The organism is Mesorhizobium sp. M2A.F.Ca.ET.046.03.2.1 (assembly GCF_003952425.1).
Lineage (GTDB): Bacteria > Pseudomonadota > Alphaproteobacteria > Rhizobiales > Rhizobiaceae > Mesorhizobium.
The window spans coordinates 3856741-3869248 of the sequence record NZ_CP034449.1 but is presented as its reverse complement, the minus strand read 5'-3'; the positions used below and the strand labels follow the sequence as shown (position 1 = coordinate 3869248).

Annotated in this window: 13 protein-coding genes, 1 other RNA gene and 1 pseudogene; 6 read left to right on the top strand and 9 right to left on the bottom strand. The window is 63.0% G+C overall.

What is annotated here, in order from left to right; genetic code table 11:
* Nucleotides 1-9: 9 nt before the first annotated feature.
* Nucleotides 10-594: a 5-formyltetrahydrofolate cyclo-ligase gene (locus tag EJ072_RS18420; protein WP_126080722.1), complete on the bottom strand. Its 585-nt coding sequence runs from the start codon at nucleotides 592-594 to the stop codon at nucleotides 10-12.
* An 82-nt stretch (nucleotides 595-676) separates the two neighbouring features.
* A non-coding RNA gene (ssrS, locus tag EJ072_RS18415) (6S RNA) lies at nucleotides 677-832 on the bottom strand.
* 161 nt (nucleotides 833-993) lie between these two features.
* Here ssrS and EJ072_RS18410 point away from each other — a divergent pair.
* From EJ072_RS18410 to msrB, 6 genes and pseudogenes are all read left to right on the top strand, one after another.
* A complete protein-coding gene (locus tag EJ072_RS18410) occupies nucleotides 994-1833 on the top strand; it encodes a MoxR family ATPase (RefSeq protein ID WP_126080721.1) in 840 nt (279 codons plus the stop codon).
* An 88-nt stretch (nucleotides 1834-1921) separates the two neighbouring features.
* Nucleotides 1922-2368: a GNAT family N-acetyltransferase gene (locus tag EJ072_RS18405; RefSeq protein ID WP_126080720.1), complete on the top strand. Its 447-nt coding sequence runs from the start codon at nucleotides 1922-1924 to the stop codon at nucleotides 2366-2368.
* Between the two features lie 18 nt (nucleotides 2369-2386).
* On the top strand, nucleotides 2387-2626 hold the full coding sequence (locus tag EJ072_RS18400; RefSeq protein WP_245466903.1) for a type II toxin-antitoxin system HicA family toxin: 240 nt from the start codon (nucleotides 2387-2389) through the stop codon (nucleotides 2624-2626).
* An 11-nt stretch (nucleotides 2627-2637) separates the two neighbouring features.
* On the top strand, nucleotides 2638-3042 hold the full coding sequence (locus tag EJ072_RS18395; protein WP_126080719.1) for a type II toxin-antitoxin system HicB family antitoxin: 405 nt from the start codon (nucleotides 2638-2640) through the stop codon (nucleotides 3040-3042).
* Nucleotides 3043-3052: 10 nt separating this feature from the next.
* Nucleotides 3053-4242 (top strand): annotated as a pseudogene (locus tag EJ072_RS18390) (VWA domain-containing protein).
* A 478-nt stretch (nucleotides 4243-4720) separates the two neighbouring features.
* The gene (gene msrB, locus EJ072_RS18385; RefSeq protein WP_126080718.1) at nucleotides 4721-5125 is read left to right on the top strand and encodes a peptide-methionine (R)-S-oxide reductase MsrB; all 405 of its coding nucleotides are present in this window, start codon (nucleotides 4721-4723) and stop codon (nucleotides 5123-5125) included.
* An 80-nt stretch (nucleotides 5126-5205) separates the two neighbouring features.
* On the opposite strand, the gene EJ072_RS18380 is transcribed toward msrB, so the two are convergent.
* The 7 genes from EJ072_RS18380 to EJ072_RS18350 all read right to left on the bottom strand — a co-directional run bounded on the left by EJ072_RS18380 (nucleotide 5206) and on the right by EJ072_RS18350 (nucleotide 12464).
* The gene (locus EJ072_RS18380) at nucleotides 5206-5502 is read right to left on the bottom strand and encodes a hypothetical protein (RefSeq protein WP_126080717.1); all 297 of its coding nucleotides are present in this window, start codon (nucleotides 5500-5502) and stop codon (nucleotides 5206-5208) included.
* A gap of 10 nt (nucleotides 5503-5512) precedes the next feature.
* A complete protein-coding gene (locus EJ072_RS18375; RefSeq protein WP_126080716.1) occupies nucleotides 5513-5953 on the bottom strand; it encodes a hypothetical protein in 441 nt (146 codons plus the stop codon).
* A gap of 23 nt (nucleotides 5954-5976) precedes the next feature.
* The gene (locus tag EJ072_RS18370) at nucleotides 5977-6237 is read right to left on the bottom strand and encodes a DUF2312 domain-containing protein (RefSeq protein WP_040991643.1); all 261 of its coding nucleotides are present in this window, start codon (nucleotides 6235-6237) and stop codon (nucleotides 5977-5979) included.
* A 151-nt stretch (nucleotides 6238-6388) separates the two neighbouring features.
* A complete protein-coding gene (gene pyc, locus EJ072_RS18365) occupies nucleotides 6389-9847 on the bottom strand; it encodes a pyruvate carboxylase (RefSeq protein ID WP_126080715.1) in 3459 nt (1152 codons plus the stop codon).
* A gap of 270 nt (nucleotides 9848-10117) precedes the next feature.
* The gene (locus EJ072_RS18360) at nucleotides 10118-11236 is read right to left on the bottom strand and encodes a branched-chain amino acid ABC transporter substrate-binding protein (protein ID WP_095816640.1); all 1119 of its coding nucleotides are present in this window, start codon (nucleotides 11234-11236) and stop codon (nucleotides 10118-10120) included.
* Nucleotides 11237-11373: 137 nt separating this feature from the next.
* Complete coding sequence (locus tag EJ072_RS18355) at nucleotides 11374-11721, bottom strand: DUF6867 family protein (RefSeq protein ID WP_126063959.1); 348 nt, start codon at nucleotides 11719-11721, stop codon at nucleotides 11374-11376.
* A gap of 14 nt (nucleotides 11722-11735) precedes the next feature.
* On the bottom strand, nucleotides 11736-12464 hold the full coding sequence (locus EJ072_RS18350) for an ABC transporter ATP-binding protein (protein WP_042645693.1): 729 nt from the start codon (nucleotides 12462-12464) through the stop codon (nucleotides 11736-11738).
* Nucleotides 12465-12508: the final 44 nt, after the last annotated feature.

Below are 12508 nucleotides of genomic sequence, written 5' to 3'. Positions count from 1 at the left end.
CGCGATAGCTTAAGCGACATCGAAGCGGCGCAACCCGCTCTCGGTCAGTATTTCCGGAATGATGACGTCATGGTTCTCTTCCGGCACCCGCTCGACTTCCTGGCAATCGAACGCGATGCCGATCAGCCTGGGCATGATGCCCTTTTCGGCCAGCCTGGCGATGGCGCGGTCGTAATAGCCGGCGCCGTAGCCGATGCGGTGGCCGCGGCCGTCGAAGGCGGCGAGCGGCACCAGCATGAGCGTCGGGTCGAGCACTTCCGCCTCTTCATGCGGCCCGACCGTGCCGAAGCCCATCTCGACCATCGGCGCGCCGCGCACCAGCTCGCGAAAGACGATCGTGGTCTTGTCCAGGATCGCCGGCAGGCAGAGCCTGGCGCCCTTCTCGCGCAGCGCGAACATCAGCGGCCGCACATCGACCTCCGAGCGCATCGGCCAGAAGCCGGAGACGATGCGGCCGGGCTCGAAGTCGATTTTCTCCTTTGCCGTCTCGGCCATTTCGAGCGCGATCTCGACGCGCCAGAATTCGTCGAGCGCATCACGGCGCGCCAGCGCTTCCTTGCGAAGCTGTTTCTTCAGGTCTTTCGGTGAGTTCATGCTCAGACGCTAGAAAGGGCCGGGATTGTATGGAGTGTTAGGAACGACCTTTTCTAGCGCATGTCTCCCGAAATCGGGAGAGTGACGATCCACACAACCGGTGGAGAGGTCGATCCCGGGTGCCTACAAAGTAGGTGGGCGCCGTGTGAGAAAACCCACGGGTCTTCCCAGGGACAGCTCCCTAAGGATCGATAAGGCCCCGGGGATAAGTTTCTCCTGCCGGGAAGCACAGACCGCCGGGGACAAATATAGGCCGATGGTTAGCCGTGCGCCAGAGAGACGAGCGACCAATTACGCGTAATTCGCCTTGCAGACCATCTCGATCAGAGGCTCTCGGCAACCGCCCTTGCGCGGCCGGCCTCGCCTCCTTACGGTCCAGCCCCACGGACAGGAGAAAAAATGCGTTTCGAAGGCACCGCGGCTTACGTCGCCGACAAGGATCTAATGGTCGCGGTCAACGCCGCGATCGCGCTGGAGCGGCCCTTGCTGGTCAAGGGCGAGCCCGGCACCGGCAAGACCGAGCTCGCCCGCCAGGTGGCGTCGGCGCTTGGGCTCGAATTCATCGAATGGAACGTCAAATCGACCACCAAGGCGCAGCAAGGGCTCTACGAATATGACGCCGTGTCGCGGTTGCGCGACAGCCAGCTTGGCGACGAGCGCTTCAACGACATCGCCAACTACATCAAGCGCGGCAAGCTGTGGGACGCCTTCGCGGCGCAAAAGAAGGTCGTGCTTTTGATCGACGAGATCGACAAGGCCGACATCGAATTCCCCAACGACCTCCTGCAAGAGCTCGACCGGATGGAGTTCTTCGTCTACGAGACCGGCGAGACGATCCGCGCCGAGTTCCGGCCGATCGTCATCATCACCTCGAACAATGAGAAGGAACTGCCCGACGCCTTCCTGCGTCGCTGCTTCTTCCACTATATCCGCTTCCCCGACATCGACACGCTGCACCGCATCGTCGAGGTGCATCACCCCGGCATAAAGCAGAACCTGGTGCGGGCGGCCCTCACTCAGTTCTACGAGATCCGCGAGGTGCCGGGCCTGAAGAAGAAGCCGTCGACCTCCGAGGCGCTCGACTGGATCCGCCTGCTGGTCGCCGACGACATCGCGCCAGAAGACCTGCGCGCCGACCCGAAGAACATGCTGCCGAAACTGCACGGCGCGCTGTTGAAGAACGAGCAGGACGTGCATTTGTTCGAGCGGCTCGCGTTCATGGCCAGACGGCAGCAATAAGCCGCCAGCAATAGCGCTTTCCCATTCTGTGGACCGTTGCCGGGGAACAGCTGCTGCCGCAGCTTCGGGCCAAATGTTGGAGGAAGAAATGTCCGAGATCACCATCCGCCCGCTCACCCAGTCCGATCACGCCGACTGGCGCCGGCTGTGGACGGCCTATCTCACCTTCTATGAAACCAAGCTGCCGGAAGAGGTCTATGATCTCACCTGGAAGCGGCTGTTCACGGCAGGCGAGTTCGAGCCCAAGGGTTTCATAGCCACGCTCAATGGCAAGGCCGTCGGCCTCACCCACTATCTGTACCACCGCTCCTGCTGGTCGCTGGTCAACAACTGCTATTTGCAGGACCTGTTCGCCGACCCGGAGGTGCGCGGCAAAGGCGTAGGCGCCGCGCTGATCAAAGCGGTGCAGAACGAGGCCGGCAAGATCGGCGTGAAGAACGTCTACTGGATGACGCACGAGACCAACGCCACCGCGCGCCGGCTCTATGATCATGTCGCGCGCCGCACGGGTTTTATTGAATACGATCTGCTGTAATCATGGTTAGTGGTTGAAATGATAGAAATTGCGCAATATATTGCGCATATTACAGGGAGCGCGATGCCGCTGATAGAGACCAATACGCGCAAGATTGTTGCGAGACTTCTGCACGAAGGTTGGTTGAATGTCGGTGGCGGCAAGCATGAAAAGTATGAGCATCCGGAAAGGCCGGACGCTATGATCATCGTGCCCCGTCATCGCGAACAGTCTCCGGGTGTGGCGCGTTCGATCGCTCGACTTGCCGGATGGATTTGAGGACGATCCACATGACGCACTATGTCGGAGTACTCGACGGAGCCGACGATGTCTGGGGCGTGCGGGTGCCCGATCTTCCCGGTTGCCACGGCGGCGGGGCAAATCCCGAGGAAGCAATCGCCGACGCGACGTCGGCCATGCGTGAATGGGCTGAGGCCCGGATAGCAAAGCAGCTGCCGATGCCTGCCCCTCGCACGATGACGCAATTGCTGCGGTCAGGCGAGATCGATAGCACCGCCGGCGAATCCGCGGTGATGATCCCCGTGCTGATCGATTCAGGAAGACCTGTCCGAGCCAATCTGTCCCTCGATGCTGGTCTGTTGGCAGCAATAGACGAAGAAGCCGGCCGGCGCGGCCTTACCCGCTCCGCGTTCATTGCAAGCGCGGCACGCGAGAAGATCGAGGGGCACAGATAGCAGCCCAACCATGTTCATCCCCTTCTTCCTCGAACTGAAGGCAGCGCGGGTTCCCGTTTCGCTCAGGGAATATCTGTCGCTGCTGGAAGGGCTGGAAGCCGGGCTGGTCGATTATGACGTCGAGGCTTTTTATTACCTCGCCCGCGCGGCCCTGGTGAAGGACGAGCGCCATATCGACCGTTTCGACCAGGTCTTCGCGCATGTCTTCAAGGGCGTCGAGGCGCTTGGCGGATCCGACGCCGTCGATGTCGCCAACATCCCCGAGGAATGGCTGCGCCGGCTGGCCGAAAAGCACCTGACCGAGGAGGAGAAAAAACTGGTCGAGGCTTTGGGCGGCTTCGATAAGCTGATGGAAACCTTGAAGCAGCGGCTCGAGGAGCAAAAAGGCCGGCACCAGGGCGGCTCGAAATGGATCGGCACCGGCGGCACCTCGCCCTTCGGCGCCTATGGCTACAATCCGGAAGGGGTGCGCATCGGCCAGCATGAAAGCCGGCATCGCCGCGCGGTGAAAGTCTGGGACAAGCGTGAATTCCAGAATTTCGACGACACCGTCGAGCTCGGCACCCGCAACATCAAGGTGGCGCTGAAGCGGCTGCGCCGCTGGGTGCGCGAGGGCGCCGAGGAGGAGTTCGACCTGCCCGGCACCATCCATGCCACCGCCGAGCACGGTTATCTCGACGTCAAGACACGGCCCGAGCGGCGCAATGCCGTGAAGCTTTTGATGTTCTTCGATGTCGGCGGCTCGATGGACGACCACATCCGCGGTGTCGAGGAGCTGTTCTCGGCCGCCCGTGCCGAGTTCCGCCAGCTCGAATATTTCTACTTCCACAACTGCCTCTACGAGCGCGTCTGGAAGGACACCGGCGGCGGCTGGCCGAGACGATCCCGACCTTCGACCTCATCCACAAATACGGGCCGGACTATAAGGTGATCGTCGTCGGCGACGCCTCGATGAGCCCCTACGAGATCGCCCATCCGGGCGGCTCGGTCGAGCACTGGAATCCAGAGGCCGGCAGCGTGTGGCTGGCGCGCCTGTTGCAGCAATGGCCGAACGCGATCTGGCTGAACCCGGAAGCCGAGAAGAACTGGCGCTACACGCACTCGATCGCCATGATCAGCGAGATCTTCGGCGGCCGCATGTTCCCGCTGACACTGGCCGGGCTGGAAGCCGCGACCAGGCAGTTGTCGCGCAAGCATTAGTTCCCCGGCACAGGGATGTTGACCGGTCGGCTCCGTTCGCATTGGCAGGCGGCATGCTTTGGAGATTGGCCGAAACGCCCATCGCGATCGTCATTCCAGGGCGGAGCAAGGAGCGAAGCGACGCGCGCAGACCCTGGAATCCATGCCGTTACCTTCGCCGAGGCCTGCAACGGAGCAGAATTCTGCACCGTGGCGGCGCTTCCAAGTCACGGAATGGATTCTATGGTCTGCGCCGCGTCGCTTCGCTCCTTGCTCCGCCATAGAATGACGAAGTTGGGGCGGCCTCGACCAATCCCCGGCGCTTGCGCCGATTTCACGGGCCTGAGCAGAAAGTCTTGCGCCAAGACAAACGGCAATCTTTCAAAATCCCTGTATCAGGGATTAGCCCGCTTTCGCTGGCGGCACGTGTAACAAACGCCTATGTTCCGACGAATACCCGTTGCAAGTAACAACGAGCCGCCAAGGCCGAGGAGATTTCATGGACACCCACGCCTATCCCGTCACCCGCACCGATGCCGAGTGGCGCGCCCGGCTGACGCCGGAGCAGTATGCCGTCATGCGCAATCACGGCACCGAGCGCCCGGGCAGCTGCGCGCTGCTCTATGAGAAGCGCGCCGGCACTTTCTTTTGCGTCGGCTGTGACCAGCCGCTGTTCGAATCCAAGCTGAAGTTCGAGAGCGGCACCGGCTGGCCGAGCTTCAACGATCCGGTCCCGGGCTCGATCGAGACCACCGTCGACCGCAGCTACGGCATGGTCCGCACCGAATGCCACTGCTCGCGCTGCGGCAGCCATCTCGGCCATGTCTTCGAGGACGGCCCGCCGCCGACCGGCCTGCGCTATTGCATCAACGGTGTGGCGCTGCGCTTCGAGCCATCGGCTTGATCGCTCTAAAATGACTTCGCAAAGGGCGGCTTCGGCCGCCCTTTTCGTATCGAGCAATTCCAGGAAAGATGTGATGCGGCTCAGGCGACCGCCGTCGCGATCAGCCAGAGCGCCGAGCCGAGCATCATCAGTTGCGCCTTCAGGCCGCCGCTCTTCTCCGCCGTTCGCCAGATGGCGACCGTCAGGAAGATGTTGTAGGGAACGGGGAGGAAATGCACCGCCAGCACCAGCCAGAGCGGCAGCTTCAATCCAAGCAGGATCAGCGCCAGCGCCGAAGAGGCGATGCTCAGGATCGTCGCGACGAGCAGCATGTCGCGCCAGAACAGCCGGTCGAGCGGCGCTTCACCCCTCCAGCGCGTATAGAAAAAATCCGTCATCGCCCGCGACCTATCTCCGCCCCAGGACTTCGGTCACGGCTTCTTCGAAGCGCGAGCACTCTGTCACCAGCCAGTCGGTCATGGCCGGCCAGTTGTCCTCGGCATAGCAGTTCACATGCCATAGCGAGTTGATGCCGAGACCTTGCGAGCTCTGCTCGGGCTTGAGCTTCAGCTTCGCCTCGATCGCCGGCTGGAACGGCTTCAGCCGCGACCATGAGTCCGTTGCCCCGAACTTCTCATTGCGCCCGAAGAAGACGCCGACATGGTTTTGCGCCGGCGCGACATACATCGAAAGCACCAGGGCGAAATCCGGCAGCCCGCGCTGCCAGAACCAAGGTCCGCGCCGCGCCAGCGTGGCTTTTTCTTGCGGATGCCGCTCGGCGAACAGGGCCCAGAAGCCGCGATGGCGGAACTCCGAGGCGCGGCGGCCGCCGAAGTCGAATTCAGTCATGACCGGCTGCCGGCCATGAGCGCTTACACCATGCCGAGAGCGGCCTTGTAGAGGTCGAGGATGGACTCCTCCTCCTGGCGCTCCGCCTGGTCCTTCTTGCGCAGCCGCACGATGGTGCGGATCGCCTTGGTGTCGAAGCCGGTGCCCTTGGCCTCGGCATAGACATCCTTGATGTCGTCGGAGATCGTCTTCTTCTCTTCCTCGAGTCGCTCGATGCGCTCGATGATGGTGCGCAGCTGGCCGGCGGCTACAGTCTGGCTGGTCTCGGTGATTTCGTCGGCCATTTTCTCTCCGCGTCTTCTGAAGCCAGGGCGATTCCCGCCACGGCAAATTGGAGCGGGTTCGATGCCCGAGCGGACGCTGCGGGTCAAGACACTTGTCGAGTGCCTGTGGACGGCTGCTGTCAGCCGCCCATAAGGGATCGCGCTCCGACCGTCACTTAAAGGCTATGAGCAGATCCTTCGCATCGATCTGGTCGCCGGCCTTGACCAGCACTTCGGCGATCTCGCCGTCGCGTTCGGCGTGCAGCGCGGTTTCCATCTTCATCGCCTCGATCGACAAGAGCACGTCGCCCGCCTTGACCGCCTGTCCAGGCGCCACGGCAAGCGCCGAGACCACGCCCGGCATCGGCGCGCCGACATGGCTCTCATTGCCGGGCTCGGCCTTGCGGCGCGCCTTGGCGGCGGAAGCGCCATGCGCGCGGTCAGGCACCTTTATGCGGCGCGGCTGGCCGTTGAGCTCGAAGAAGACCGTGACCATGCCCTTGTCGTCGACATCGCCGAACGCCTGGCAGCGGACCACCAGCGTCTTGCCCTTCTCGATGTCGAGGAAGATCTCGTCTTCCGACTTCATGCCGTAGAAATAGGTCGGTGTCGGCAGGACGCTCACCGGCCCGTAGGTCTCCTGCGCGGCAGCGAAATCGGTGAACACCTTCGGATACATCAGCCAGGAAGCGAACTCATACTCCGAGAGCTTGCGCTCGAGCTTCGTCTCGATGTCCTTGCGGCTGGCCTTGAGGTCGGCGGGCTTCAGCAGCGAGCCGGGCCTGACCGTGATCGGCTTGTCGCCCTTCAACGCCTTCTTCTGCAGCGCCGCTGGCCAGCCGCCGGGCGACTGGCCAAGATCGCCGCGCAGCATCGACACGACCGAATCCGGGAAGGCGATGTCCTTGGCCGGGTTCTCGACATCGGCGACGGTGAGGTCCTGGCTGACCATCATCAGCGCCATGTCGCCGACCACCTTGGATGACGGCGTCACCTTGACGATGTCGCCGAACATCAGGTTGACGTCGTGATAGGCCTGCGCCACCTCATGCCAGCGTGTCTCCAGCCCGAGCGAGCGCGCCTGTTCCTTGAGGTTGGTGAACTGGCCGCCCGGCATCTCGTGCAGATAGACTTCCGAGGCGGGCCCCTTGAGATCGCTCTCGAAAGCCGCGTACTGGTTGCGCACCGCCTCCCAGTAGAAGGAGATGTGACGGATCCATTGCGGGTCGAGACCGGGATCGCGGTCGGTGCCCTTCAGCGCCTCGACGATCGAGCCGAGGCAGGGCTGCGAGGTGTTGCCGGAAAAGGAATCCATCGCCGCGTCGATGGCGTCGGCGCCGCTCTCCACCGCCGCCAGCACCGTCGCCGCCGAGAGGCCCGACGTGTCATGCGTGTGGAAATGGATCGGCAGGTCGGTCGCCTCGCGCAGCGCCTTGAACAGAACGCGCGCCGCGGCCGGCTTGAGCAACCCGGCCATGTCCTTGACGGCGATGATGTGGGCGCCGGCCGCTTCCAGCTCCTTGGCCAGCCCGACATAATATTTGAGGTCGTATTTGGCGCGGGCCGGATCGAGGATGTCCCCGGTGTAGCATATCGCCGCTTCGACCAGCTTGCCCTCGGCGCCGACCGCGTCCATGGCGACGCGCATGTTCTCGACCCAGTTCAGGCAGTCGAAGACGCGGAACAGGTCGACGCCGCCGCTTGCCGCCTGTTTGACGAAATGCTGCACGACATTGTCGGGATAGTTGGTGTAGCCGACGCCGTTGGCGCCGCGCAAAAGCATCTGCAGCAGAAGGTTGGGCGCGGCCTCGCGCACTTTGCCCAGCCGCTCCCAAGGGTCCTCGGTGAGGAAGCGCATGGCGACGTCGAACGTCGCGCCGCCCCAGCATTCCAGCGACAACAGTTGCGGCAGGGCGCGCGCATAGGTGCCGGCGATGCCGACGATGTCATAGGTGCGCATGCGCGTGGCGAGCAGCGACTGGTGGCCGTCGCGCATCGTCGTGTCGGTGACCAGCACCTGGCGCTGCGCCCGCATCCAGGCGGCGAATTTCTCCGGGCCGAGCGCATCGAGCCTCTGCTTGCTGCCGTCCGGGATATGGCCGTTGAGATAGGGCACCACGGGTGCGGCCGCATTCGCCTTCGGCGCCGGCCGGCCGCGCGTCTCGGGGTGGCCGTTGACGCTGACATCGGCCAGATAGGTGAGCAGCTTGGTGGCGCGGTCCTGCCGCTTCACCTGCTCGAACAGTTCCGGCGTCGTGTCGATGAACTTGGTCGTGTAGGAATTGTCGGCGAAGCGCGGGTGGTTGATGATCGCTTCGAGGAAGGTGAGGTTGGTGGCCACACCCCGGATGCGGAACTCGCGCAGCGCCCGGTTCATGCGCGAGATCGCCTCGCCGGGCGTCGGCGCCCAGGCCGTCACCTTTTCGAGCAGCGGATCGTAGAACCGGGTGATGACCGCGCCCGAATAGGCGGTGCCGCCGTCGAGCCGGATGCCGAAGCCGGCCGCCTCGCGATAGGCGGTGATGCGGCCATAGTCCGGGATGAAATTGTGCTCCGGATCCTCGGTGGTGATGCGGCACTGCAGCGCGTGGCCGTTGAGCCTGATGTCCTTCTGCGCCGGCACGCCTGATTGCTTCGTGCCGATGGCGAAGCCGTCCAGGATATGGATCTGCGCCTTGACGATGTCGATGCCGGTCACCTGCTCGGTGACGGTGTGCTCGACCTGGATGCGCGGATTGACTTCGATGAAGTAGAACTTGCCGGTGTCGGCGTCCTGCAGGAACTCGACCGTGCCGGCGCCGATATAGCTCGTTTCGCGCGCGATCTTGAGCGCATAGCCGCAAAGCTCCTGGCGCAGCTCTTCGCTCAAGTAAGGCGCCGGCGCGCGCTCAACGACCTTCTGGTTGCGGCGCTGGATCGAGCAGTCGCGCTCGAACAGATGCACCGCATTGCCGTGGGTGTCGCCCAGCACCTGCACCTCGACATGGCGGGCGCGTTCGATCAGCTTTTCGAGATAGACCTCGTCCTTGCCGAAGGCGGCCTTGGCCTCGCGCTTGCCTTCCATCACCTCGCGCGCGAGGTCTGCCTCGGCACGGATGGCCCGCATGCCACGGCCGCCACCGCCCCATGAGGCCTTCAGCATCACCGGATAGCCGATCTGCGCGGCGAGCTTCTTGACCTCGTCCATGTCGTCGGGCAGCGGATCGGTTGCCGGCACGACCGGCACGCCGACCTCGATCGCGAGGTTGCGCGCCGCGACCTTGTTGCCCAGCCGGCGCATCGTTTCCGGCTTCGGGCCGATGAAGGTGATGCCGGCCTCCGCACAGGCCTCGGCGAATTCCGGGCTTTCCGACAGCAGGCCGTAACCGGGATGGATGGCGTCGGCGCCGGACAGCCTGGCGACCCGGATCACCTCCTCTATCGACAGGTAGCTCTCGATCGGGCCCATGTCCTTGGCGAGATGCGGGCCGCGCCCGACCTGGTAGCTTTCATCGGCCTTGAAGCGGTGCAGCGAATATTTGTCCTCCTCCGCCCAGATCGCCACGGTTTTGAGACCGAGCTCATTGGCCGCGCGGAACACGCGGATGGCGATTTCGGACCGGTTGGCGACGAGGATCTTCGTGATGGCCAAGGACTGGGCTCCAGCAGCGTAAAGGAGGTGAACGGCGCATGATTAACGTGAAAATGCTGCAGCGCAAACAAATTTGCGCGACACCTAAAACGGTTTAACTCGCTTGTTTGCGGCAGGCGCGCCGTTGTTGCTCCTCCACCTGTCTGCCGCGGGCGGCCTGAGCGCGTTCCGTGCCGCCGGGCGGAGCTTCCGGCCGGCTGCGACCGCGCAAACGAAAATGCCCGGCGCAAGCGCCGGGCATCCGTTGCAAGTCGGCTTCTATTTGCCGGCTTATTTCTCGAAGTAGCTGTACTTGCCGTCGTCACCCTTCTTCCATTCGTAGATGACGTAGTCGGGACGGGTGATGTCGCCCTTGGCGTCGTAGCCGATCTCGCCGATAACCGTCTTCCACGGACCGCCGGACTTGATCACTTCGGCAACCTTCTGCGCATCGTCGGCCGAACCGACCTTGGCGATGGCCTGGGTGATGATCTGCACGGCGGCATAGGAGTAGAGCGTGTAGGCTTCCGGCTCGAAGCCGGCGGCGCGGAACTTCTCCACGACTTCCTTGGCGTCCGGGTTCTTGCGCGGATCCGGAGCGAAGGTGTTGAGCGTGCCGGCAACCGCGTCACCCGCGATCGAGGCCAGTTCGTTGGAGACGATGCCATCGCCCGAGAACATCGGCGCCTTCAGGCCCTGGTCGGCCGTCTGACGGATGATCAGGCCGGCTTCGGTGTGCAGGCCACCCCAGTAGATCAGGTTGACGTTGTTTTCCTTCATCTTGGCGATGAGGGCCGAGAAGTCCTTGTCGCCGACATTGATGCCTTCATACATCACTTCCTTGATGCCGTTGGCGTTGAGGTTCTTCTTGGTCTCGTCGGCAAGGCCCTGCCCGTAAGGCGTCTTGTCGTGGACGATGGCGATCTTGGCGTCCTTGAAGTTCTTGGCGATGTAGTCGCCGGCCACCTTGCCCTGCTGGTCGTCGCGACCGCAGGTGCGGAAGGTGTTCCACAGGCCGCGCTCGGTAAGCTTAGGATTGGTTGCCGACGGCGTCATGACGAGGATGCCGTTTTCGGCATAGACTTCCGATGCCGGAATGGTCACGCCCGAGTTGAAGTGGCCGTCGACGAACTTGACGCCGTCGGCGACGAACTTGTTGGCGACCGAGATGCCTTGCTTGGGATCGGAGACGTCGTCACCGATCTCGATCTTGAGCTGCTGGCCATTGACGCCGCCCGCCGCGTTGATGTCGGCGACAGCCTGTTCCGCGCCCTTCTGCAGCTGTGCGCCGAAGGCCGCGTTCGGGCCGGTGATCGGACCGGCGACGCCGATCAGGATATCGGCCCACGCGCTGCCGCTGAACGCGATGAACGCGGTCAGCGCAACGGCGGACAAGAGTGATTTTTTCATTGAAACGCTCCCATTTACGGAGTGGGCGTGGATGATGCTTTCATGCGATGCCCACCCTTATCGCAGAAAGCATAGAATGCCGATTTTCAGGCACTTGTCACGCCAATTCATCCCCGAAAAGGCGTTAATCATAAACGTCAAACCTTCGGCTTCCAGCTTAATAAGGAAGCTCTTTCATAGAGCCAGTTATACTGCGTCACCATCTGGTTGGTGCGCGTGTATTGATAGCCGAGGAAGCCCAGTACCATCAGCACGATGGTGTCGACGATATAGTAATGCAGCGAGAACATCGTGCCGCCGAACAGCGCGTGATGGATGAACCGGATGCCGATACCGAGACCGAGCATGTAGAAGAACAGCTGAACGTGGCTGCTCCAGGTCTGCGCCGCCGCCTTGCCGGTCATCCATGCCGCCCAGCCGCCGAGCAGGCAGGTGACGAACAGGAACTGCCAGATCGAGGCTTCTTCGTAGAGAATACCTTGCATGATGAAGACCTCTCTTAGTGATGACCGCCTTCGAGATAGGCGGCGCGCACTTCCGGATTGGCGAGCAGTTCCTTGCCGGAGCCGCTCATGGTCACATTGCCGTTGACCATGACATAGCCGCGGTCGGCGAGCTTCAGGGCGCCGAAGGCATTCTGCTCGACCAGGAACACGGTCAGCCCCTGCGTCTTGTTGAGCTCGCGGATGGCGTCGAAGATCTGCTTGACGATCAACGGCGCGAGACCCAGCGACGGCTCGTCGAGCAGCAGGAGCTTCGGCCGCGCCATCAGCGCGCGACCGATCGACAGCATCTGCTGCTCGCCGCCTGAAAGCGTGCCGCCGCGCTGGCCGATGCGCTCCTTCAGGCGCGGGAACAGCGTGAACACCTTCTCGACGTCCTCGTCGTAATGCTTGAGATTGTCGAGGCTGGCGCCCATCTGCAGATTTTCCATCACCGTCATGCGCGGGAAGATGCGTCTGCCTTCCGGGGATTGCGCGATGCGCAGCCGCGCGATTTCATGCGTCGGCATCTTGGTGATGTCGGTGCCGGCGAAGGTGATGGTGCCGGCGCGGGCGCGCGGTGCCCCGAAGATGGTCATCATCAGCGTCGACTTGCCGGCGCCGTTGGCGCCGATCAGCGCCACGATCTCACCCTGGTTGACGCTGACATCGACGCCGTTCAGCGCCCGGATGTTGCCGTAGTAGGTCTCGATCCCCTTGATGTCGAGCAGCGTTGTGCCGGCCATTATTTGCGCCCTCCAGGCTTGCCCGCTGTGGGCTTGGCCGCGGT

Coding starts and splice junctions, on each gene's coding strand:
- EJ072_RS18400 (WP_245466903.1), top strand. CDS start 2,387: ATGATAGAAATTGCGCAATATATTGCGCATATTACAGGGAGCGCGATG.
- EJ072_RS18350 (WP_042645693.1), bottom strand. CDS start 12,464: ATGGCCGGCACAACGCTGCTCGACATCAAGGGGATCGAGACCTACTAC.
- EJ072_RS18355 (WP_126063959.1), bottom strand. CDS start 11,721: ATGCAAGGTATTCTCTACGAAGAAGCCTCGATCTGGCAGTTCCTGTTC.
- EJ072_RS18410 (WP_126080721.1), top strand. CDS start 994: ATGCGTTTCGAAGGCACCGCGGCTTACGTCGCCGACAAGGATCTAATG.
- EJ072_RS18360 (WP_095816640.1), bottom strand. CDS start 11,236: ATGAAAAAATCACTCTTGTCCGCCGTTGCGCTGACCGCGTTCATCGCG.
- EJ072_RS18375 (WP_126080716.1), bottom strand. CDS start 5,953: ATGACTGAATTCGACTTCGGCGGCCGCCGCGCCTCGGAGTTCCGCCAT.
- EJ072_RS18395 (WP_126080719.1), top strand. CDS start 2,638: ATGACGCACTATGTCGGAGTACTCGACGGAGCCGACGATGTCTGGGGC.
- EJ072_RS18420 (WP_126080722.1), bottom strand. CDS start 594: ATGAACTCACCGAAAGACCTGAAGAAACAGCTTCGCAAGGAAGCGCTG.
- EJ072_RS18380 (WP_126080717.1), bottom strand. CDS start 5,502: ATGACGGATTTTTTCTATACGCGCTGGAGGGGTGAAGCGCCGCTCGAC.
- EJ072_RS18370 (WP_040991643.1), bottom strand. CDS start 6,237: ATGGCCGACGAAATCACCGAGACCAGCCAGACTGTAGCCGCCGGCCAG.
- msrB (WP_126080718.1), top strand. CDS start 4,721: ATGGACACCCACGCCTATCCCGTCACCCGCACCGATGCCGAGTGGCGC.
- EJ072_RS18405 (WP_126080720.1), top strand. CDS start 1,922: ATGTCCGAGATCACCATCCGCCCGCTCACCCAGTCCGATCACGCCGAC.